Below are 21755 nucleotides of genomic sequence, written 5' to 3'. Positions count from 1 at the left end.
CCTTTGTCGACAAGCGTTGAACATCAGCGTCGAGGAGTCAGTGAAACATCAGGCTGCGGAATCACACCGATCAGATCGGGTCGTCGATCGACTTGGCCAATCCGGTGAAAAGCTTCGGGCCGGTGTCGGTCATGTGCCAGCAGTCTTCCAGTCGGATGCCGAATTCGCCGGGAATATAGAGGCCCGGCTCGTCGGAGAAACACATGCCCGCCGCCAGCGGCGTGGTGTCGCCATGCACAAGATACGGCGGCTCGTGGCCGTCCAAACCGATGCCATGGCCGGTGCGGTGAGGAAGGCCGGGCAAGTGATAGCCGGGCCCCCAGCCTTCCTTTTCGTAATAGGCGCGCACGGCGTCGTCGATGGCGCCCACCGGGGTCCCGAGCTTGGCCGTCGCCAGTGCGATTTCCTGGCCGCGCTTGACGGTATCCCACACCTTCCGCTGTTTCGCGGTCGGCTGGCCCATCACCCACGTGCGCGAGATGTCGGATTGATAGCCGTGCACGGCGCATCCCACGTCCATCAGGATCACCGAACCTTCGCGCAAGGTCTGCGGCTGGTGCGAGCCATGCGGATAGGCGCTGGCCTCGTTGATCAGCACGAGGGCAAACTCCGGCGCGCCGCCCAGGGCCACGGTGGCGGCATTCATCATGTCGCCGATCTCGTCAGGGCGCATGCCGGCGCGGACGTGGCCATGCACATAGCGCAACGCTGCCAGGGTTACGTCGTTGGCGGTCTGCATCAGCGCGAGTTCGGCGGGCGATTTGATCAGCCGGACGGCCTTCACCAGCGCATCGCCGGAAACCACGGTGTACGCGCCGCCGCTGGCGTCACGCACGCCGTCGACGATGAACAGGCGCGTGGTTGCCTCAAACGCAATCGAGCCGGAGGTAACGCCGCGGTCGCGCAAGGCACCCACGATGCGGGCGAACGGGCTTTCGTGTTCGTTCCACGGGCGCACATCGCCGCCCACGGCCAGGGTTTCGCGAATGGAGGGTTCCTCGAAGGCCGGCGTTACGATGACCACCTCGCCGTGGGCCGGAATCACCGCAGCCGTCGTGCGCTCCGAGCGATGCCATTGCACGCCGGTGAAGTAATCCAGGCTCGAACCCGATTCCAGGATCAGGGCGCCGATCTTCTGGTCGACCATCAGCCGTTGCAGCTTGGCGATGCGGGCCAGGCGCTCCTCCACCGAAATCGGCTTGGCGTCCTTGGTCAGGGAGCTCAAGCCGGTCACACCGGCGGCCCCGGCTGGCGCGGCCTGCGCCGCGCGACTGCTCAGCATAAGGACGGAAGACGCAGCCGTAGCGGCTACCGCCCCGGTGAGAAAGTCACGACGACGCATGGAGACTCCAGATCGATGCCAAGGATGCCCGCAGTATGCCGCCGCCATCGGTGGCGCGGCCACTATCCGTTTCAGCGCCGCGTCCACGTCGGGTTGTAAGAGGCCCTGGGTCGCCTGGATACCGCTGGCGCGCGACCGGCGCTTGCGAACCATCACCTTCGATTTGTCGTCGCCTTTATCGACCGTCGAACCTGCCACGACGGATGATCACGGGAGGCTCGGCAACCTCCACGCGCCTGTACGCATCGAGCGCTTCTTCTTCCGCGTTCGAGGTTGACACGAGTGCGCTCAATCGGCCCGACGTTTCGCAAAAGGTCGTGAACTGAACCGAGCAGGCTTCGCAGCCGCATTCACCCGCGCAGCGAACGAGGCACGTGGAAGTGCAGACGCAGGGAATCGAGCTGGCAAGATCCACGTTATATCCCGCCGTCGCGGGATACCGCTTGAGACCTTCGGCTGTGGGTTCGGACATCTCGTGTTCCTCTCAACAACAACCCGCTGGCTCGATATGAAACATGATATCGGATGGCTGTGCTGTGCAGCGGTGTCGAACTGCTAGTGAGCAAAAACAAGAACCCGTTGTTCGCGAGTTGGCGCGTTGGTCGTCGTCCTTTTCTTGTTTGGTCACGCAACGCGTGGAAGCAGGCGTTGCGGATGCCTCCGCACAACCGCCCTGCTTCGCACCCCATGACAACCGTGTCCTAGGCATTTTTCGTACATGCTGCGCCACGGCTTGACACCGGTGTCAATGTCGTTACAACCTGATAACCGTTCCGAGGCGCGGGGGCGCCCGGGACGGGGGTAGTTACACATTCGGATCGACTGGTGGGGAGACCAACGATGCCGTTTCTGGCGGCCGATATTGGTGGCACGCATGCGCGTGTCGCGCTGATGCACGCCTCGAACAACGAGGCGCGCAAGGTGGAAACGCTGGCCTATCGCGTGTTCACGTGCGCGGAGTTCCCGGCGCTGTCGGACCTGTTGCAGGTGTTCATCGATGCCGAAGTGAAGGCCCCGGTTAAGCGCTGCGTGCTGGCTTGCGCGGGCCAGATCATGGGCGACGACGTGGTGAACGACAATCTCGCCTGGCCCATCCATCTGCCACAGCTGCGTACCGCGCTGGGCCTGGAAGACGTGGCCGTACTCAACGATTTCGAAGCGCTGGCATATGCCCTCGATGGCTCGCTGGCCGAAGGTGGTCGCCACCTGTGCGGCCCGGACAAGGCGCCCAGCGGCCCCACGCTGGTGATTGGACCGGGTACGGGGCTTGGCGCTGCCGCGCACATTCCCGGCGCCGATGGCGGCTTTGTGCTGACCACGGAAGCCGGCCAGATGGATTTCGCGCCGAACTCGGTGCGCGAGCGCGCCGTTCTCGCCCACCTGGCACCGAACGGCGGCTATGTGCCGTTTGAACATATCGTCTCGGGACCTGGCCTGCTCACCGTGTACGAAACGCTGTGCGCGTTGCACGACGACGAGCCCACGCTGGTGACACCCGAAGCCGTCACCAAGGCGGCCGTGGCGCGCGGCGACGCGCGGGCGGTGGAAGCCATGGAGATTTTCTGTGCCGCGCTGGGAAGCTTCACCGGCAACCTTGCGATGACCTTCATGGCCACCGGCGGCGTGTATCTGGCCGGCGGCTTTCTGTCGTCCATCTTCGATCTGCTGAAGCGCAGTGACTTCGAGGAACGATTCCTGCACGGACGCAGCGCACGTGCCGTGCTGTCGCATGTGCCGGTGTGGGTTACGGAGCACGGCCGCCACGGCGTGCAGGGAGCCGCGCAGTGGTATCTGCGGCACGCTCTGCCTGGCTCGTCCATGCATGACGCCGCGCGTGGTACGGGCACATGAGCCCCATGGCGACAACGCGACTCTTCCGTTGCCTGATGACGGCCTGCCTTGCTGCGTCCGGTGCGGCCACTGCAGCGCCTGCCGTTCCCGCATGGTCGCTGCTGCCGCAGCCAGCCAAGGCGAATCCCGCTGCCAGCGGCGCGGTGGAGATTGCGGATGGCGCCGTGGTGGCGGTACTTGGTGCGGATCACGAGCCCGTGCAATCCATCGCCAAGCGATTCGTGCAGCACGTGGCGGACACCAACGGCCTGCACCTGCGCGTGGCCACGACCGCTGCGACGCAAGCGTCCATCACGTTCGAGGTCAATCCGGCTGCCGATATCGCCGACGAATCCGGCTATCGCATCACGGTGGATAACGGCAGCATCCGGGTCACCGCACGTACGCCGCGTGGCGCGTTCTACGGCAGCGCCACCCTGCTGCAGCTGTTGACGCCGAACGGCTGGGCACATGGTGCACCCGTCAAGGTGGCCAACGGCGTCATCGACGACCATCCGCGCTTTGCGTGGCGAGCACTGCTGCTCGATTCCGGTCGTCACTTCCAGAGCGTGGCCGACATCAAGAAACTGATCGACTGGATGTCGCTCAACAAGCTCAACGTGCTGTTGTGGCACGTGACCGAAGACCAGGGTTGGCGCCTGGAAATTCCCAAGTATCCCGAGCTCACCAGGATTGGCGCCTGTCGCCAGGCCGTGGGCCTGGACAGCGAACTGACCGGCGGCGCCGACCAGTCGTATTGCGGTTACTACACGGAAGCGGACGCGCGCGAGATCGTCCGCTACGCCGCCGAACGCTACGTGGATGTGGTGCCGGAATTCGACCTGCCCGGACACTCGCAGGCCGCGATCGCGGCGTATCCGTGGCTGGGCGTGACCGGCAAGCGCCCTGCCGTATGGACCGACTGGGGCGTCAGCCCGTGGCTGCTCAACCCGAACGACAAAACCCTGCAGTTCGTCGACGACGTGCTCGACGAGATGATGGCGCTGTTCCCTTCGCGCTACATCTCCATCGGTGGCGACGAGGCCGACAAGCAACAGTGGAATGCATCGCCTGACGTTCGCGCGCAGATGCAAAAGCTCAAGCTGGCCAACATGGATCAGCTGCAGAGCTGGTTCATGAGCCAGGTGGCGGCGCACCTGATCCAGCACGGCCGCACGCCGGTGGGCTGGGACGACGAACTCGCCGAAGGCGCCACGCTGCCGACCTCACAGGTGGTGATGTCCTGGCACGGCGACCACAACGAACGCGTGGCGCTGACGGCACTCAAGCAAGGCCACGACGTGGTCATGACGCCGCAGGAATCGCTGTACTTCGACCACTATCAGTCCAACCTGCCCGATGAATGGGCCGGTCCGTCGCCCATCGCCACGCTGCGCGACGCCTACGACACCATCGTGATACCGAAGGGCGCGACAGCAGCGCAGGCACAGCATGTCATCGGCGTGCAGGCCGGTCTGTGGACCGAGCAGATGCGCACGTTCGCGCACGATCAACACGCCGTGTTCCCGCGTGCCGCGGCTCTGGCCGAACTTGGCTGGTCGCCGGCAAGCGCACGTGACTGGAACAGCTTCGTTCAACGCATGCCGGCGCAGCTGGCGCGTTACCGCGCGCTCGGCATCGGTTACGCCGACAGCGCCTTTGCACCCGCCTTCAACGTGACAACGGCAGCCACCGGCGCATTCCACGTCACGCTGTCCAACCAGGCGGGATTCGGAACCCTTCGCTACACCACGGACGGTTCCGATCCGACCAACCAGTCCACGGCGTACAGCCAGCCGCTCACGCTACCCGCCAATACCACGCTGCGTGTCGCCGCGTTCTCGGCGGACGGCTTCGAACTGGCTGCTTCACGCACGCAGGTGCTGGATCAAACCACCTTGCTGAGCCGCGACGGCAGCGCGCTCGCCACGTGTTCCAAGCAGCCGCCTTCGCGCATCGAAGGCAGCAAGTCGGCACAGGACGACAACCCGCGCTATGCCGTCGACATCGGCAACGCGTGCTGGCTGTGGCCGCAGGCATCCATCGGTGGCACAACACACGTCGCCATCACCGCCGAACGCCTGACATGGCGCTTCGGTGACGAAGCGAAGGACGCCGTGGTGCGGCACGCCACCGATGCTGCCGACGAGTTCGAAATTCATGCGGATTCCTGCACGGGACCGCTGCTTGCCCGCTTGCCGCTGGGGAGCGCCGGGCAGGCCAAGGGACAGCTTCATCTGGAAGGAAAGGTGGCGACGCCGGTGGGGGCCGGTGTTCGCACCCTGTGCATCTTCGCTACGGGCGATCCTCGCGATGGCCAGTGGGCGTTGGCACGAATGGCGTTTTCGAAATAAGCGGTTTGCGGGGCACGTGCCCTGCGCCGTGGCAGTGAACGAGTGACTCTGGTTCGGGAGGCCAGGGGCGACGACGTTGAGATTGGTATCACGACGGCATGCCGACCCACAGGCATCGCCGGGACGTACGCGTTTTTCCGCCATTCCACGGCGCAACTGGGGTTCGACGGCAACACCAACGAGGGTAAAGCCCATGTCCACCGTACTTCGCAAACATCCATTGTCTTTTGCCATTACCGTGTCGTTGTTCGCTGTCGTATCGACGTCGGCTGCAGCGTCGACCTTCGCCGATATACAGGCGGACGGTCAGGCCAGCACGGCGCAGACCGCACCGGCGCAACCGGCGCCGGATGCCAAGAAAACCGACGCCAAGAACGCGCCGGCCAACACCAGTGACGCGGAAAAGAACGCCGTGAACCTGGGCGCGGTGAATGTGTCCGGCGTGCGCGCGTCGCAGATCCGCGCCATCGACCTGAAACGCGATGCCGCCAACATCCAGGACAGCATTACCGCGGAAAACATCGGCGCCCTGCCCGACACCACCATCACCGACTCGCTGCAGCGTGTTACCGGCGTGCAGATCAATCGCGATGCCGGCGTGGGTACGTCGGTGGACGTGCGCGGCCTGCCGCAGGTCGGCACCATGTTGAATGGCGAAGTGTTCATCACGGCGGACCAGATCGACTCGCAGCAGCCGGACTTCACCATGCTGCCTTCGACGCTGTTCCACGGCGTGGACGTGATCAAGTCGCCGACGGCCAGCACCACCGACGGCGGCATCAGCGGCGCCATCGACCTGCATACGTATCGCCCGTGGGATCTGCCCAGCGGCTTCACGTACAGCTATTCGGCCAACGGTGAGCGCGGCAGCACCACCCAGCACACCGGGCCGGAAGGCAATGGCCTGATCTCGTACAACGATGACGGCCACTGGGGCGTGCTGATTTCCGGCGACTTCTCCAACACCCGTCGCATGAACGCCACCGAAGGCCTGGATCAGTACGGCGTGGTGTTCAACGGCGAGAACGCCGCCAGCGCCGGCGGCTACAACGGCTTCCTGACGCCGTGGAACGGCGCGCCGATTCCGTCCAAGATCGTGCAGAACGCCGATGGCAGCGTGGACGTCAACGGCGACGGGAAATCCAACGGCGTGTTCATGGGCAGCCAGGACATCGGCCTCAACGACATCATCACCCAGCGCAAGCGCAAGTCGGGCAACGCATCGTTCCAGTTCGACTTCGGCAGCGGATTGACCGGCACGGCCGATTACTTCTATTCGTCGCAGCGCGAGTACGACCGCAACGTCGGCATCCAGTTCAACTCCACCAACTGGCAGGGCGCCACCTACGTGCCGCTGCAGTCGCGCAACACCGGCATGCCGGCGTACGGCTCCTACGGCACGCCGGAGCCGGGCTGGGAAGGCTCCCAGATCTACACCACGCAGGTGTACGAAAAGTGGCCGGGTGACGTGGAATCGTATTCGCAGATCATCCAGAAGAGTTCGGTTGCCAAGAACCTCAACCTGCAGCTGGATTACGACAACGGTGGCCCGTTCACCGCGAGCGTTCGCGGCATTCGCGACACGGCATCGCAGTCGAACCAGGAAACCGACGTCAACATTTCCGACTCGGACGGCGCGCTGTGGCCCAACGTGCTGATGGATGGCGTTGACCCGAACTCGGTGCCGCCGGGCACCATGGTTTACCCGGCACAGCTGGGCGGCAACCGCGTGTTCAACGCGAACGGCATTCCGCAGAACACGGTGCCGATCATCGCCAACTTCAATGGCCGCTACATCAAGGTGGATGTGCCGTCGTCGCTGGCAGCGAACTTTGCCAACCCGGCCGACTGGACGATGAAGACGCTGGAATCGTCGGGCGACTATGACCGCCAGGTCGCGCTCAACGCCTTGCGCTTCGACGGCAAGTACGACTTCCAGGACGGCTTCAAGCTGGAGTTCGGCGTACGCAACAGCATCCGCAGTGCCGACAACCAGGGCTGGACGCTGGAAGCGCCGGTCTACGCCGGCATGGGCGCAAGCGATCCGAACGGATGTCTGGTGCGCTACGTGGGCGCCGACGTGGTGTTGAACACCGGCTCGTGTACGGCCGGCAACGACCAGGGCTATTTCCGCGCCGGTCCCCTGTCCGCCATTTCGATGCCCAACACGGCCTCGCCGCTGTCGAGCAACTTCAAGCAGTACAACAACCTGCTCGGCTCGGGCATCAACTTCTGGGCGATCGACCCCAACGCGATGGTCAACCCCATCGCTTTCTGGAACTCGCTCTATCCCGGAACGCAGCAGGTGGCCGAACCCGGCACGACGTGGGCTGTGCGCCTGAAGGAGCTTTCCGGTTACCTGCAGGGCGACTACAACGGCACGATGTGGGACATGCCATTCAGCGGCAACATCGGCGTGCGCCTCATCCACACCAACCTGGACGTGACGCAGCACTTGAGTGGCGATCCGGGTGCCTACGGCGACGAGCCGGAAGATGTGGGCACGGCGACCACCAAGCGCAGCTATCAGGACGTGCTGCCGTCGGCCAACTTCGCGCTGGATGTCACCGACAGCTTCAAGGTGCGACTGGCCTACTCCAAGAACATGATGCCGCTGGACCTGAGCACGTGGGGCGGCGGTCTCCAGCTCAACTACTCGCTGGCGGAAACACCGGAGGGCCCGATCTTCCGCGTGTCCAACGGTACCTCGACCGGCAACCCGAACCTCAACCCGTGGCGTTCCACCAACTTCGGTGCCTCGGCCGAGTACTACATCAACGAAACAAGCATGCTCAGCCTGGCGCTGTTCCGCATCAACGTGGACAGCTTCATCAAGAACGGCAGCGTGACCAACTGTACGCTGCCCGACGAAGATGGCGTGGTGCGCGATCACTGCATCGTGATCACCCAGCCGGTGCAGGGCACGGGCAACTCCATCCACGGCGCCGAGTTCGACTATCGCCAGGGCTTCACCTTCCTGCCGAGCTTCCTGTCGAAGACGGGTATGGAAATCAACGCGACGTATGCGCCCAGCAACTCGGGCGAAACGGACCTGGCCGGCAAGAAGATCCCGTTCCAGGACAACTCCACCAAGTCCGGCAACTTCATCCTGTGGTACCAGGACGATCACTTCCAGGCTCGCGTGGCGTACAACTACCGTTCGCGTCGCGCCGTGATGGACAGCGTGGGCGGCATCACTGGCCTGGAAATGTACGAGGCGCCGCAGAAGTACCTCGATGCGTCGGTGTCGTACAAGTTCAGCAAGTACGCCGAAGTATTCCTGGACGGCACCAACCTCACCAACGAGTACCAGAAGTACTACCTGGTGTGGCCGGACCAGCCGGGCCACTCGACGTTCTCCGAGCGTATGTTCATGCTCGGCGTGCGTGGTCAGTGGTAAGGGGTTGAAACCGATTCAACGTAGTAGAAGTGCTTGATGCCCCTCACCGTCATTCCCGCGAAGGCGGGAGGCGCTTTTCAACGGCCGAAGGGCCGGTCATCCAGTGCCTTTCCCGGCACACAAAGGCGCTGGATCCCCGCCTTCGCGGGGATGACGGTGAGGAAAGTGGAGACTCGACGTTCGATGGGTGCATGTTCATGTTCGGCGTGCGCAGTCAGCAGCGAGTGTCGAGTGTCGAAATCGACTCAACGTTGTATGGAAACACCTGAAAACCCTCACCGTCATTCCCGCGCAGGCGGGAATCCAGTGCCTTTCCCGGCACACAAAGGCGCTGGATTCCCGCCTTCGCGGGAATGACGGTGAGGGAAGTGATAGCTCGGCGTTTTAGCTGGATCCCTGCTTTCGTAGGGATGACGGTGAGGGGTAGGTTGGACACGATTTCAAAGTAGCCTCACCCGTAACGCGACCCATCACGCCACCCATCACTTCGCCCACACCGCCGCCCACCAAACGACACCCACGCATGCCCGACTCCAGCACGCCCTCGCCCGCTCGCGACAACGCCTTCCATCGTTCCATCGGCGTGTTCTCGGGAACCGCGATCAACATGACGCAGATGTGCGGCATCGGGCCGTTCATCACCATTCCCATCATGGTCGCGGCGATGGGTGGGCCGCAGGCCATCATTGGCTGGATCGCGGGTGCCATCCTGGCGATGGCCGATGGGCTGGTCTGGGCTGAACTTGGCGCGGCGATGCCTGGTTCCGGCGGCACGTACGTCTATCTGCGCGAAGCGTTCCAGTACCGCACCGGCAAGCTGATGCCGTTCCTTTTCATCTGGACCATGCTGCTGGCGATTCCGTTGCTCATGTCCACCGGCATCATCGGCATGGTGGAGTATCTGGAATTCTTCTTCCCGGGCCTGGGCTGGTGGCCAGTGCATCTCGTTGGCGTGGCCGCCACCGCACTCGTCACGTGGCTGCTTTATCGGCGCATCGAATCGGTGCGCGCGATTACCGTGGGGTTGTGGGTGGTGATGCTGGTGTCCATCGTCGGCGTGGCGGCGGCAGGCTTCTCGCACTTCAACCCGGGATTCGCCTTTGCCTTCCCGCCCGACACGTTTGGCGGTCATTTCTTCGTGGGCCTGGGCGCCGGCCTGATCATCGGCATCTACGATTACCTCGGCTACAACACCACGGCCTACATCGGCGATGAGCTGCGCGATCCCGGTCGCACCATGCCCCGCTCCATCATCATTTCGGTGATGGCGATGATGGTGGTGTACCTGATGCTCAACATCAGTGTGATGGGTGTTGCGCCGTGGCAGGAGATCGCCCAGTCCAAGTCGGTCGCCTCGCTGGTGGTGGAACGCAGCTGGGGACATGCCGCAGCGGCGGTCATGACCATCCTGATCATCATCACCGCGTTCGCCTCGGTGTTCACCGGACTGCTTGGCGGGTCGCGCGTGCCGTTCCAGGCCGCGCAGGACAAGGTGTTCCTGTCGGTGTTTGCACGGCTGCATGCACGACATGGCTTTCCGCATGTGGCGCTGATCGTGATGGGCGTGGTCACGGCCATCGGCACGTTCTTCGACCTTACCGAAGTCATCAACATGCTGCTGGCGGCGACCATCATCGTGCAGTCCATCGCACAGATCGCCGCATTGATCGTGCTGCGCAAGCGCCAGCCCAACCTTGAGCGGCCGTACAAGCAATGGCTTTATCCGGTGCCTTGCATCATCGCGCTGGGGGGCTGGGTGTATGTGTACGTGTCCGCCTCCACGCTGTCGCTGATCCTCTCGGGCCTGTGGATCGCTGCGGGACTGGTGGTGTTTGCGGTCTGGGCTCGCCTCAATCAATCCTGGCCGTTTGCGCCGGTGGAAGTACACGAAACCTATCTCGGGAAGCCGTGACATCATGCAGACGCCAGCCAAACACGCATTGGGAATGATGGTCACCATGGCGCTTTTCGTCGCGCCGGATGCACACACGCAGACCTCGTACGTGGCGACCAGGGTGCCGGCCGACAGCGGCTCCGTCACCGCCATCAACCACTGGCTGATCCAGGACAGCGCGAAGGCGCAGCAAAGCGGTGCGGATATTTCCGCCACCGGCTATGCCACCAAAGAGTGGCTCCCCGTGAGCGGCAAGGCCACCGTGATGGCCGGCCTGCTGGAAAATCACGCGTTCAAGAACAATGACGTGTTCTTCAGCGACAACCTGCGCGCGGTGCAGGTGCCCGAATCCAGCGGCAACCTGTTCGTGACGCCGTGGTGGTATCGCACCGAATTCACGCTGTCGAAAGATGCCGCCGGCAAGCACACGCTGCTGCACACCAACGGCATGATCTCCAGCGCGGATGTGTGGGTGAACGGTCATCAGGTGGCCGACCACGGCGAACTCGCCGGCGCCTATCCCGTGCACGAGCTCGACGTAACGCGCTGGGTGCATGCGGGCACCAACATCCTTGCCATGCAGGTGTACCCGGCCGATCCGCGCACCAGCCTGTCGATTGGCTGGGTGGACTGGAACCCCACGCCGCCGGACAACAACATGGGCCCGTGGCGCGGCGTGGACATCGCGCAGACCGGGCCGGTCTCGCTGAGTTTTCCCGAAGCGCTTTCCACACTGTCCCTGCCCGATCTTTCGCGCGCCACGCTCACGGTGAAAGTGACCGCAAAGAACCTGGACACCGTGGCTCATGACGCCACCATCACCGGCACCGCGGCAGGCGTGCCCCTGCAGCAGACCGTGCATCTTGCACCCGGGCAGACGCAGGTCGTGTCGTTTACGCCCAGCACTACGCCAGGACTTGCGCTGGATCACCCGAAGATCTGGTGGCCGCTCGGCATGGGCGAGCACCCGCTCTATCAGCTGGAGATGACGGCGGCCGTCGACGGCGCCACGTCCGACCACGCCGCATCATCGTTTGGCATCCGCAGTGTCACGTCCAGCCTGACCCGGCAGGGCTACCGCCAGTTTTTCGTCAACGGAAAGCCCTTGCTGATCCGTGGTGGCGGCTGGGCACCGGACATGTTCCTGCGCGACGACCCCGCGCGCATGGACGCGGAATTCAGTTACGTGGTCAACATGGGCCTCAACACCATCCGCAGCGAAGGCAAGCTGGAAAACCCGCGCTTCTACGAGCTGGCGGACCAGAACGGCATCATGGTGCTGGCAGGCTGGGAGTGCTGCGACAAGTGGGAGTCCGCCGCCAAGACCGGGGGCTCGACCTGGACGGCCGCCGACATGAAGGTGGCGCAGGATTCCATGGCCAGCGAAGCGCGCCTGCTTCGCAATCATCCCTCGGTGATCGGCTTCTACATCGGCAGCGACAACGCACCACCGCCGCCCATCGCCAAGATGTACGTCGATACGTTGCGTGCGGAAGACTGGTCGCTGCCGATCATCTCGGCAGCGGCCGACCAGGGCACCGCTGAAACCGGCCCATCGGGCATGAAGATGGCCGGCCCGTACGACTGGATTCCGCCGAGCTACTGGTACGCCGACAAGCTCGGCGGCGCATTCGGCTTCGACTCGGAAGTGAGTGCCGGCGCCGACATTCCGCGACTGGAAGACGTGCAGCACATGCTTGGTCCGCAGGAGCAGGAAGCGCTTTGGAAATACCCGAATGCGCGGCAATATCACGCCTCGGCGGACTGGTCGGAATTCGCCGTGCTCACGCCGTTCGACAACGCGCTGGCCGCCCGCTACGGCGCACCCACCAGTCTTGCCGACTACGTGGCCAAGGCGCAGCTCGACAACTACGACAACGTGCGCGCGCAGTTCGAAGCGTTCAACGCGCGCATGGATGCCGCCAAGCCCGCCACCGGCGTCATCTACTGGATGCTCAACAACGCGTGGCCTTCCCTGCACTGGCACCTGTACGACTACTTCATGAATCCGGCCGGCGCCTATTTCGGTGCCAAGAAGGCCAACGAGCTGGTGCATATCCAGTACTCGTACGATTCGAAGGACATCGTGCTGGTGAATCACGCGCTGGATGATGTGCATGGTTTGCAGGCGCACGTCCGCGTGCGCAACCTGGACGGCAGCGTGCGCTACGAGAAGCAGTTGCAGGGCATCGACCTTGCCGGCAACCGCACGAAGCAGCTGACGACACTGCCAGCCGTCGCCGGACTGTCGCCCACCTACTTCGTCGAACTCGACCTTGCCTCCGCCGACGGCAAGCCGGTCAGCCGCAACGTGTACTGGCTGTCCACCAAGCAGGACGTGCTCGACTGGGCGAAGTCCAACTGGTATCTCACCCCGTTGAAGCAGTACGGTGACCTGACGGCGCTCACCTCGCTGCCGGCGGCAACGAGTGAGGTCCACGCCACCACGCAGCGCGAAGGCAACGACAACGTCACCACCGTCACGCTCTCCGTGCCCTCCTCGTCCAAAACCGTCGCGCTGTTCCAGCATGTGTCGATCCGGCAGAAGGCCAAGGGCGACCTTGCACTGCCCATACGCTGGTCTGACAATGACGTGACGCTTTGGCCGGGCGAATCCATCGTTCTCACCGCGCGCTATGCAGCGCAGGGAACGGACGAGCCTGTCGTCGAAGTGAGCGGGTGGAACGTTTCACCCCAGAGCGTTGCGGCGGGCGCCACGCACGGAACCGATCATTGAAGACGCAGAGGCCTCCATGTCGCGCGTGACCATCAACGACGTCGCCCGGGCCTCGGACACCTCGAAGAAGACCGTATCGCGGGTGCTCAACAACGAGCCCAACGTTCGCGACGAAGTGCGCGAACGCGTGATGGCGGCCGTCACCAGGCTCAACTACCGCCCGCTCACCTCGGCGCGCAGCCTGGCAACCAACCGTTCCTTCATGATCGGCCTGCTCTACGACAACTTGTCGCCGAGCTACATCATGGAAGTCCAGGCCGGCGTGCTGGAAGCGTGCGAGGCGAAGCAGTACAGCATGACAGTGCAGCCGCTGGTGTCCACGGCGCCGGATTTCGTGGAACGCGTCGAAGGCTTCATTTCCCGGCATCAACCCGACGGGCTGATCCTGACGCCGCCCATCACCGACCACAAGAAACTGCTCGACCATCTGCGCAACAGCGACATCCCGTTTGCCTCCATCGCGCCACGCCAGCCCAAGGGTTGCATCGGCGTGATGCTGCGCGAACGTGAAGCCGCGGCGGCGATGGTGGATCACTTGGTATCACTGGGCCACCGACGCATTGCCCACATCCTGGGCGACCCCAAGCACGGCGCCGGCATCTGGCGCCTCGCCGGCTACCGCGATGGCCTGGAGCGCGCGGGACTGAAGGAAAACCCCGCCTACATGGTGCAGGGCCAGTTCTCCTTTGAATCGGGCGTGGACGCGGCCCGCCGCCTGCTCGCCCTGAAAAACCGGCCCACCGCCATTTTCGCGGCCGACGACGACATGGCCGTCGGTGCCATATGGGCAGCCGCCGAAGCCGGCGTATCGGTTCCTGGCGACGTTTCCATCTGTGGCTTCGACGACACCACCATCGCGACTCAGGTGTGGCCGCTGCTGACCACCGTGCACCAACCCGTGCGCGACATGGGCAAGCGCGCCACCGAAGAACTGCTGCTTCGCGTGCTCGGCAAGGGCGAAGCCACCATGGTGGAAGTGGGCTACGAGATGCGCATGCGCGCATCCACTGCCCCCGCACCCTGATTTGCGCGCTATCTTTCAGCGCATGCCATTCATCGAAAGGAACTAGCGACCATGCCCGACGCCAGCAACCCGCCACGGAAGTTCCACTTCATCTCCGGGCTGCCGCGCGCCGGCACCACGCTGCTCGCAGCCATCCTCAACCAGAACCCGCGCTTTCGCGCCGGCATGACCAGTCCGCTGGCCGACATCATGGGCGTGGTGATTGCCGAAGCCAGCAGCAAGAACGATTTCTCGTTCGATGTCTCCGACGAGCAGCGCGTTGCCCTGTTGCGCGGACTTATCGAGAACTTCTACTCGGTGGATGCGACCGCCAGCGTGGTGTTCGACACCAGCCGCCTGTGGTGCAGCCGCATGCAGCTGCTGGACACGCTGTTCCCCGGCGTGAAGGTCATCGCGTGCGTGCGCCAGCTGGCGTGGGTGCTCGACAGCATGGAACGGCTTGTGCGCAAGCAGCCGGTGAGCGTCAGCAAGGTGTTCCGTTTCGATACCAACACCACGGTGTACTCACGCGTCGAAGCACTTACCGATCCGCGCGGCATGGTGGGTTTTGCCTACCAGGCCACCAAGGAAGCGTTCTACGGCCCGCATGCGCAGGATCACCTGATGCTGCTGACCTACGAAAGCCTGGTGCGGGACCCGGCCACCGCCGTGCGTGCGGTTTATCAATTCCTGGGCGAACCCTGGTTCGAGCACGATTTCGACCACATCGAATACAACGCGAACGAATTCGATGCCCGCGTCGGCATGCCCGGCCTGCATTCCGTTCGTCCGAAGGTGGAGTCGATCGAACGCCAGCCCATCCTGCCGCGTGAAGTGTTCGGCCGCTTCGCCAACGAAGCGTTCTGGATGGACCCCAAGAACAACATCAACCAGGTCACCATCGTCTGAGTGGGCGTCATTCCCATTGCGCATGAAGGCCGCCGTTGCGGCCTTCGTCGTATCTGCAACAAGGTAAAGTCCAAACGGGATGGGAGGAGCAAGCGAGGGCCGCCATGCCCCGGACGGAACGATCGCCAGGGGGATCTACCCGATCTACAGCCGTCCGATTCGAACGTAAGATCGCATTTGATCGAGCAGCACAACCACAGGGGACCATGCATGACGACACGATCCAAAGGCCCGGCCGCCGGCTTCGGGTGGCTGAAGAACGGCTTCAACGCAGCCTTTAGCCATCCAAAACCATTGCTCGGCGGGGCAGCGCTTTTGTTGGTGGCCTGCTTTTTGCCGACGCTGATCACGATGCCGTTCCAGTATCACGCCATGAGCGCCGGCACACCGCCGAGCCCGATCATCTTTATCGGGAGCATGGTGTTCTCGATGCTGTTCGGCCTGGCCCTCATTCCGCTCTATGCGGGTTACCTGCAGCTGGTCGATGCGGCCGAGCGTGGATTGCCGTCCCGCGCGTCCGACATCTTCAAGCCGTACCGGGACGGCAACGCATGGCGTCTGATCGGTTACGGCGTGGCGATGTTTGTGGTTTACATGGTCTTCTTTGGCTTGATCCTCGCCGCGACCGGGGGCAGCATCGTCGGTTGGTACATGCAGGCCATCGCTGCCCAAGCCAGCCACCAGCTGCCACCTGCATTGCCTGCGGGGTTCGGGATCACGGTGACGTTGTTCATGCTGCTCGGCCTTTTGATGATGGGCTTCTACGCCATCAGCCTTGGCCAGGTCGCCTTGCGTCAACGCAGTGTGATCAGCGCCATGAGTGATGGCCTGATCGGTGCGCTGAAGAATGCGCTGCCCCTGCTGGTATTCGCGTTGAGCGTCCTGCTGGCCTGGATCGTCGTCACCATCGCGATGGCCCTCGTCGTGCTTGTGCTCGCCCTGGTCGGCAAGCTCGTGGCCCCGTGGCTGGCCCTGGTGCTGATCATTCCGATTTACATCGCCGTGTTACTGACGGCATTCACCGTAGGGTTCGGAGCCATGTATCACCTGTGGCGCGATGTCTGCGACGATGACGTCGTTCCCGACCTGGTCCAGGTGACGGCAGCCTGATCGCCGCGCACTTCCTTTGAAGGTCGCCGGCGTGGCGTGATGCCCGCCGGCTGCAGCACACCTTCGGCTGCCGGTGACCAAGCTGGCCAGGCACATTGGCCACATAGCGGCGCACCTGGTACGTCGTGCCGCGCAAAGCGGTGACGATCTGGAGGTCATTGCCCGGCGTGTCGCCCCGGAAATCGACAACGAGCGGGAGCAACGCATGTTTCTCGAAGCCTGCTGGCGCATCGGCAAACACTAGCCCTGCCGCGCGGCGACGGTCGCACTCGACGGCGCGGTCTCGAAGCCACCCCTATAATGACGCCATTGAATGCATGGCAACGCCAATGAACGAACCTGTACGCCTCGCCAAACGTGTCGCCGCCATGGCCCAGTGCTCACGGCGCGAAGCGGAAATGTATATCGAAGGCGGCTGGGTGCGCGTGGATGGCGTCACCGTGGAAGAGCCGCAATTCAAGGTGCTGGATCAACACATCGAGATCGATCCGCACGCCCAACTGGAAGCCACGGAACCCGCCACGCTGGTGTTCCACAAACCTGCCGGCGCCACCGTCGACCAGGCTCGCGCCATGATTGGCCCGGAAAGCCATGCCGAGGAAGACGCCTCGGGCGTGCGCATGCTCAAGCGACACTTCGCTCGTCTCGAAGCGCTGCTGCCGCTGCCCGACAAGGCGAGCGGCCTGACCGTGTTCACGCAGGACTGGCGCGTCAAGCGCCGCCTGGAAGACGACTTTGACCGCATCGAGCAGGAAGTGGTGGTGGAAGTGTCCGGAAAGCTGGCACCCAACGGCCTGGCGTTGCTCAACCACGGACTCACCTTCGACAACTACGCGTTGCCGCCCATCAAGGTGAGCTGGCAGAACGAACACAACCTTCGCTTTGCCCTGAAACGCATCGCGCCCGACAGGGTCGAGCGCATGTGCAACGCTGTCGGGCTGAACGTGCTGGCAATCAAGCGCATCCGCATTGGCCGCATTCCCATGTCCAAACTGCAGCCGGGACAGTGGCGCTACCTGAGCAGCACTGATCGGTTCTGACGCGTACCGCAAGCGCCGCGAAACACGTCGCTCCACAGCGCTGCACCCGAGCACTCAGGACTGGACTTCACATCCCCAGCCGTCACTGCGGCCATCGAGCGTGGCGGCTTCCTGCGCCAGCAGGTCTTCGTAACCCGAAATATTCTCGTGCGTGGGCACCATGAAGGGATGTGCCAGCACCTGCCAAGGCAACTCGTCGTTCTCTTCGTATTCGGAGAACGACACTTTCTGTCCGTTCTTCAGCAGGCGCAGCGCGAACTTCAACGCAGCCTCTTCCGTGGGAAAGATCACCGCGAAGTCGATCTCGCGCGGTACGGAAAGATCATCACCCTGCTCCGCCATCTGGCGCAGTACCTGACCGTTCTCGTCGTCCGGGAAATTCATTTCGTTGCTCATTGCGTTGTCCTCGCCTTGTCACGGTTATTTTCGGCTGCGCGTGTGATCGGCTGCATCGTTCTCAACCGGCCTTGTCGACAAGCGTCGATGACGATAACGCCTGCGCGTCGCGTTTCCAGAACAGGAAGTAAGCCGCTGGTACGAAATAGAACACCAGCCAGTGACCCGAAAAACCACGCAGCTCGTTGGCCTGGAACGCGGCAAACTCGGATGCGGTGATCTCCCGGATCAGCTTGCCATGCTGCATGAGAAGGTATTTGCCGTCTTCGAAAACGGGATTGCCGCCATCGGTGTGCACCATGAACACGACGAAGTTCATCAAGGCGTACACGAAGATAACGCCGCCCAACGCCGCAACCCACAGTGGCAAACCTTTGGCCAGATCCAGCGCCGAACGTGCGCCCTTGAAGTCTTTCCGGCTCAAAAGGACGAACGGAAGGAAGACAACAAAAATGCCGAGATGGAGCATCCATACGGCCGGCACGGACGACGCCACATCCCTGCCCATCAACGCCTGGATGTGCACGGCGAGGGAAAGCACAAACCCCAGCGCCGCCACGGCGCCCAGCACGTACCGAAAGAACTGAGACATGGTTGTGTTCCGCAGTCTGCGCACTCTGCGGTGCGCCCTTCTTCTCGTCATCACATGCACGAGCCCCTTTGTCGGGCGACTGTAGCGGCGCCCCACCACGGTTACAACGACGACGGATCGCGATCAGCCTGTCGTCGAAAACCCGGTGACGTCGCCCGGCTGCGCTGAAAGCCGCCGCGCAAACTCGGCATGCAAAAAGTCGACGAAACGACGCACGCGCGGCGGCTGGAAAACGTTGGGGTGATACATCGCATGGATAGGCGACGGCCCCGACCAGGCAGGCGCGTTGACCAACACCAGGCGCCCTTCGCGCACGTCCGCCGTTACCGCCCAGAGCTGCCGGTAAGCAAAGCCGTGCCCAAGCACAGCCCAGGTGCGTATCACTTCGCTGTCGGTGCACTCGTGATATCGGCGCACGCGTACCACCGTGTCGCCAAGACGCCATTCATTCCGCGGCCCGGCATTGGTGGTCAACACCAGCGTGGGAAGGTCGGCAAGGTCTTCCGGTTGCCCCGGCATGCCATGCGTGGCGATGCACGCGGGCGACGCACAAACCACGCGCCAGCTGTCGGCCAGATGACGCGCGACCAGATCGCTGTTTTCCAGCGGCCCGACGCGAATGGCGACATCGATATCGTCCGGCACGAAACGCGACAGCGAATCGGACAGCGTCAGCACAACGCGCACCTCCGGATGCAGATGCATGAAGCTGTCGAGTATGTGCACCAGCAGGTTGCGCCCCAGGTCCGAGGGCGCCGACACCCGCAAGGTTCCGCTGACGCCTGCCGTGCCGCTGCGTACCGCCAGCTCGGCTTCCCGCATGGTGTCGATGGCGGTTCGACACGACGCAATGTAGATGCGCCCTTCGTCGGTCAACCGCAGTTCGCGTGTGGTTCGTTCGAACAGTCGCGCGCCCAGCTGGGTTTCCACGCGTTGCAGGCACGCACTGGCGGCGGCCGGCGAAAGCCCTGCCCGACGACCCGCTGCCGAAAGGCTGCTGAGGTCGGCTGCATCGACAAGAAGCTGCATATCGCTCAGGCGATTCATGGGTCCGGTCCCAGGCGCGGAGGGCTCGGCACCGATCATCTTCAAACGCCATTTGAAGGTCAATAAATATCCAGACCCATTATCAAAAGGGAACGCCCAAGTGACGATCCCAGCACCTCACACACCCAAGGTGTCGCCATGTTCCGCAAACGACTTTTGCTGCTCGCCCTTCTCGCCGCCACCGTGACAGCGCCAGGCCTGGCCACTGCTTCCGGTCCGGCGACGGACATGAAAGCCGGCGCCAACAGCGCCATGGTGCCGAAGGAACTGGTGGGCGCCTGGACGCTGGTCAGCTGTGACAACGTCTACCCCGACGGCCACCGCGTGGAGCTGTACGGCCCCAACCCGCAGGGCATGTGGCTTATCGATGCCCAGGGCGATTACATGATGCAAATGGTGCGCGCCAAGCGCATGCCGTTCGCGGCGAACGACAAATCCAAGGGCACGCCCGACGAATACCGCGCCGCCGCCATGGACAGCAACGCGCACTTCGGCCACGTCAGCGCCGACGCCACCATGATGCACAGCGAGATCCTGCACGCCTCCTACCCCAACTGGGACGGAAAAAGCGGCGACACCAGTTACAGCATCAACGGTGACGAACTGACGTATCGCGTGGCCAAGCCATCGAGCGGCGCAGCCGAAGGTGCACATGGCGAAGTGGTGTGGCGTCGCGTGCGTTCCTAAGGTCTGTTCCATCGCGGCATGGATGCATGGCCCAGGCCATACGTGCGCCGCTGTCGAGCATGCTTGCGTGATCGAGCCCCAGACACGCCCGAGTGCCTGCGCAGAAAAGCGCGAAGCTTCATCCTGGGTGTGGCGCACCGCATGCATCACGGTGCGCCACAGGGGCGATCAACGGACTTGCGACAACCTCACGCCAGCCTGTGGCTGGCCGCTTCCTCGTACCGATAGCGCCATGCGCGGCTCGCGCCAGCCGTGATAACCGGCCTCGTGCTCATCGATGATCCGCCCGTCCCTGCATGCCGTCCCTGATGTGTTGCATGCAGAGTCACACGTCGCCGTCCATGGACAACACGGTTGTCACCTAAGCGGGTCGAGAGTGCGGGAGGCGCGGTGCCGCGCGGGTGCCGTGTCAGCTTCGCCCTATGCGAACTGTCGGGGATGGAAGCGAGGTAGTCGTCTTGCAGGAAAGACGCGCGTACGCGTGCCGTATGATCCGGCGTAGCCATAGTCAACTCTCTGTTAGTTGGTGATGGTCAGCGGGTCGTATGGGTGCCAGCCCATGCGGCCCGCGCTACTCACAGCACTGCTGCTGCGGCCACTCGCAAACCCCGTCCGAAGACCCCGCGAGCAACACGACGAACGTAGCAAAGGCCGACCGGCCGATATGTAGGGATTCATCGCCACGCGGCGCGATCCGTTGGCGCGTTGGGTGGTAGTGCACGAGGTGTCGTTTCGTACGACTAGGCGAAGCGGCATGGGCTTATCGGTGGAATGTCTGCTTTGGGTCGAAAGCGGACCTAGCCAGTCGCTTCCTTCGGCTATGCCGACGTGGTCCAGACATAGTGAATGAACGAGTCCGGGGCTGTGAGAACCAGCTCCCATGTGTCCGGGCCATCTTCTAGAACATGCGTGGGCCAAGCGCAATCCACGGGCAGCTCAATGCCTGCAAAACGCTGCAAGTATTCGCGCACCAACCCGTAGCCCAACGACGCATCGAACTTAACGGTATCGCCCGCCTTCGCTATGACCTCGGATTCCACCCGAGACAAAAGAAAGCTCTCGGCATCAGGAAACGGAAATCGGGCGCGGGATGCGATCGCGATCTCAAGGTGCTCTTCGGTCTGAGGATCTTCAAACTCGAACTGATCAACCGTCACCGTACGCATGACATTCCTCAACGTTCAAATCGGCATGCACAATTTGCCCGACCAAGACCTTGTCGCACTGGGATTCTTCGTTCTATGACAATGTCCGCTTTGGGTTGCGACTTCAGCCGGTCAACGCAACACATTGCTGGAATCGTTCGGCCGGCGTATCGAAGTCCAACGTTTGGCGCGGCCGCTCATTGAGCTGTCGTGCAACAGCATCAAGCTTAGCTTGCGAGATGCCTGACAGGTCAGTGCCTTTAGGGAAA

Annotated in this window: 16 protein-coding genes and 1 pseudogene; 11 read left to right on the top strand and 6 right to left on the bottom strand. The window is 63.2% G+C overall.

Annotated features, from left to right (window positions below; genetic code table 11):
• Window positions 1-70: 70 nt before the first annotated feature.
• Entirely contained in the window at window positions 71-1342 is a 1272-nt protein-coding gene (locus tag DK366_RS20330) for a Xaa-Pro peptidase family protein (protein WP_109127386.1), read from the bottom strand.
• Window positions 1343-2182: 840 nt separating this feature from the next.
• Between DK366_RS20330 and DK366_RS20320 the strand changes: the two genes are divergently transcribed.
• The 10 genes from DK366_RS20320 (at window position 2183) to DK366_RS20275 (ending at window position 17619) form a co-directional block, all read left to right on the top strand.
• On the top strand, window positions 2183-3193 hold the full coding sequence (locus tag DK366_RS20320) for a glucokinase (RefSeq protein WP_109127384.1): 1011 nt from the start codon (window positions 2183-2185) through the stop codon (window positions 3191-3193).
• The gene (locus tag DK366_RS20315; protein WP_109127383.1) at window positions 3190-5526 is read left to right on the top strand and encodes a family 20 glycosylhydrolase; all 2337 of its coding nucleotides are present in this window, start codon (window positions 3190-3192) and stop codon (window positions 5524-5526) included. The genes DK366_RS20320 and DK366_RS20315 overlap by 4 nt, the downstream gene beginning before the upstream one ends.
• A 193-nt stretch (window positions 5527-5719) precedes the next feature.
• On the top strand, window positions 5720-8926 hold the full coding sequence (locus tag DK366_RS20310; RefSeq protein WP_109127382.1) for a TonB-dependent receptor: 3207 nt from the start codon (window positions 5720-5722) through the stop codon (window positions 8924-8926).
• Window positions 8927-9449: 523 nt separating this feature from the next.
• Entirely contained in the window at window positions 9450-10838 is a 1389-nt protein-coding gene (locus tag DK366_RS20300; protein WP_109127380.1) for an APC family permease, read from the top strand.
• Window positions 10839-10884: 46 nt separating this feature from the next.
• Window positions 10885-13557, top strand: coding sequence for a sugar-binding domain-containing protein (locus DK366_RS20295; protein ID WP_232821135.1), 2673 nt, complete (start codon window positions 10885-10887; stop codon window positions 13555-13557).
• 16 nt (window positions 13558-13573) lie between these two features.
• Complete coding sequence (locus DK366_RS20290) at window positions 13574-14581, top strand: LacI family DNA-binding transcriptional regulator (protein WP_109127378.1); 1008 nt, start codon at window positions 13574-13576, stop codon at window positions 14579-14581.
• 51 nt (window positions 14582-14632) lie between these two features.
• Entirely contained in the window at window positions 14633-15469 is an 837-nt protein-coding gene (locus DK366_RS20285; protein WP_109127377.1) for a sulfotransferase, read from the top strand.
• A 210-nt stretch (window positions 15470-15679) separates the two neighbouring features.
• Window positions 15680-16579 (top strand): hypothetical protein, encoded by a 900-nt coding sequence (locus DK366_RS20280; protein ID WP_109127376.1) that lies wholly within the window; start codon window positions 15680-15682, stop codon window positions 16577-16579.
• A gap of 73 nt (window positions 16580-16652) precedes the next feature.
• Window positions 16653-16823 carry a hypothetical protein gene (locus DK366_RS21325; RefSeq protein ID WP_157956636.1) on the top strand — a complete coding sequence of 57 codons (171 nt, stop codon included), beginning with the start codon at window positions 16653-16655 and terminating at the stop codon, window positions 16821-16823.
• A gap of 85 nt (window positions 16824-16908) precedes the next feature.
• The gene (locus DK366_RS20275) at window positions 16909-17619 is read left to right on the top strand and encodes an rRNA pseudouridine synthase (RefSeq protein WP_109127375.1); all 711 of its coding nucleotides are present in this window, start codon (window positions 16909-16911) and stop codon (window positions 17617-17619) included.
• A gap of 54 nt (window positions 17620-17673) precedes the next feature.
• On the opposite strand, the gene DK366_RS20270 is transcribed toward DK366_RS20275, so the two are convergent.
• The 3 genes from DK366_RS20270 to DK366_RS20260 all read right to left on the bottom strand — a co-directional run bounded on the left by DK366_RS20270 (window position 17674) and on the right by DK366_RS20260 (window position 19654).
• Window positions 17674-18015 (bottom strand): ribonuclease E inhibitor RraB, encoded by a 342-nt coding sequence (locus tag DK366_RS20270; protein WP_109127374.1) that lies wholly within the window; start codon window positions 18013-18015, stop codon window positions 17674-17676.
• A gap of 61 nt (window positions 18016-18076) precedes the next feature.
• Window positions 18077-18607 (bottom strand): hypothetical protein, encoded by a 531-nt coding sequence (locus tag DK366_RS20265; RefSeq protein WP_109127373.1) that lies wholly within the window; start codon window positions 18605-18607, stop codon window positions 18077-18079.
• 123 nt (window positions 18608-18730) lie between these two features.
• Window positions 18731-19654: a LysR family transcriptional regulator gene (locus DK366_RS20260; RefSeq protein ID WP_109127396.1), complete on the bottom strand. Its 924-nt coding sequence runs from the start codon at window positions 19652-19654 to the stop codon at window positions 18731-18733.
• 138 nt (window positions 19655-19792) lie between these two features.
• Here DK366_RS20260 and DK366_RS20255 point away from each other — a divergent pair, with 138 nt between their 5' ends.
• The gene (locus tag DK366_RS20255; protein ID WP_109127372.1) at window positions 19793-20341 is read left to right on the top strand and encodes a lipocalin-like domain-containing protein; all 549 of its coding nucleotides are present in this window, start codon (window positions 19793-19795) and stop codon (window positions 20339-20341) included.
• An 818-nt stretch (window positions 20342-21159) separates the two neighbouring features.
• Here DK366_RS20255 and DK366_RS20250 read toward each other — a convergent pair.
• Together DK366_RS20250 and DK366_RS20245 are read right to left on the bottom strand one after the other, a co-directional pair.
• Window positions 21160-21507 carry a hypothetical protein gene (locus DK366_RS20250; RefSeq protein ID WP_109127371.1) on the bottom strand — a complete coding sequence of 116 codons (348 nt, stop codon included), beginning with the start codon at window positions 21505-21507 and terminating at the stop codon, window positions 21160-21162.
• Window positions 21508-21610: 103 nt separating this feature from the next.
• Window positions 21611-21755 (bottom strand): annotated as a pseudogene (locus tag DK366_RS20245) (IS30 family transposase); the annotation flags it as partial.

This window comes from Dyella sp. C11 (assembly GCF_003121485.1).
Taxonomy (GTDB): Bacteria; Pseudomonadota; Gammaproteobacteria; order Xanthomonadales; family Rhodanobacteraceae; genus Dyella.
The sequence above is the reverse complement of the archived record's forward strand: the minus strand, read 5'-3'. Positions and strand labels throughout refer to the sequence as shown.

Excerpts from the sequence above, each read along its gene's own strand:
- DK366_RS20270 (WP_109127374.1), bottom strand. The coding sequence starts at position 18,015 with ATGAGCAACGAAATGAATTTCCCGGACGACGAGAACGGTCAGGTACTG.
- DK366_RS20260 (WP_109127396.1), bottom strand. The coding sequence starts at position 19,654 with ATGAATCGCCTGAGCGATATGCAGCTTCTTGTCGATGCAGCCGACCTC.
- DK366_RS20310 (WP_109127382.1), top strand. The coding sequence starts at position 5,720 with ATGTCCACCGTACTTCGCAAACATCCATTGTCTTTTGCCATTACCGTG.
- DK366_RS20250 (WP_109127371.1), bottom strand. The coding sequence starts at position 21,507 with ATGCGTACGGTGACGGTTGATCAGTTCGAGTTTGAAGATCCTCAGACC.
- DK366_RS20285 (WP_109127377.1), top strand. The coding sequence starts at position 14,633 with ATGCCCGACGCCAGCAACCCGCCACGGAAGTTCCACTTCATCTCCGGG.
- DK366_RS20295 (WP_232821135.1), top strand. The coding sequence starts at position 10,885 with ATGGCGCTTTTCGTCGCGCCGGATGCACACACGCAGACCTCGTACGTG.
- DK366_RS20330 (WP_109127386.1), bottom strand. The coding sequence starts at position 1,342 with ATGCGTCGTCGTGACTTTCTCACCGGGGCGGTAGCCGCTACGGCTGCG.
- DK366_RS20320 (WP_109127384.1), top strand. The coding sequence starts at position 2,183 with ATGCCGTTTCTGGCGGCCGATATTGGTGGCACGCATGCGCGTGTCGCG.
- DK366_RS20290 (WP_109127378.1), top strand. The coding sequence starts at position 13,574 with ATGTCGCGCGTGACCATCAACGACGTCGCCCGGGCCTCGGACACCTCG.
- DK366_RS20275 (WP_109127375.1), top strand. The coding sequence starts at position 16,909 with ATGAACGAACCTGTACGCCTCGCCAAACGTGTCGCCGCCATGGCCCAG.
- DK366_RS20280 (WP_109127376.1), top strand. The coding sequence starts at position 15,680 with ATGACGACACGATCCAAAGGCCCGGCCGCCGGCTTCGGGTGGCTGAAG.
- DK366_RS20265 (WP_109127373.1), bottom strand. The coding sequence starts at position 18,607 with ATGTCTCAGTTCTTTCGGTACGTGCTGGGCGCCGTGGCGGCGCTGGGG.
- DK366_RS20300 (WP_109127380.1), top strand. The coding sequence starts at position 9,450 with ATGCCCGACTCCAGCACGCCCTCGCCCGCTCGCGACAACGCCTTCCAT.
- DK366_RS20255 (WP_109127372.1), top strand. The coding sequence starts at position 19,793 with ATGTTCCGCAAACGACTTTTGCTGCTCGCCCTTCTCGCCGCCACCGTG.
- DK366_RS20315 (WP_109127383.1), top strand. The coding sequence starts at position 3,190 with ATGAGCCCCATGGCGACAACGCGACTCTTCCGTTGCCTGATGACGGCC.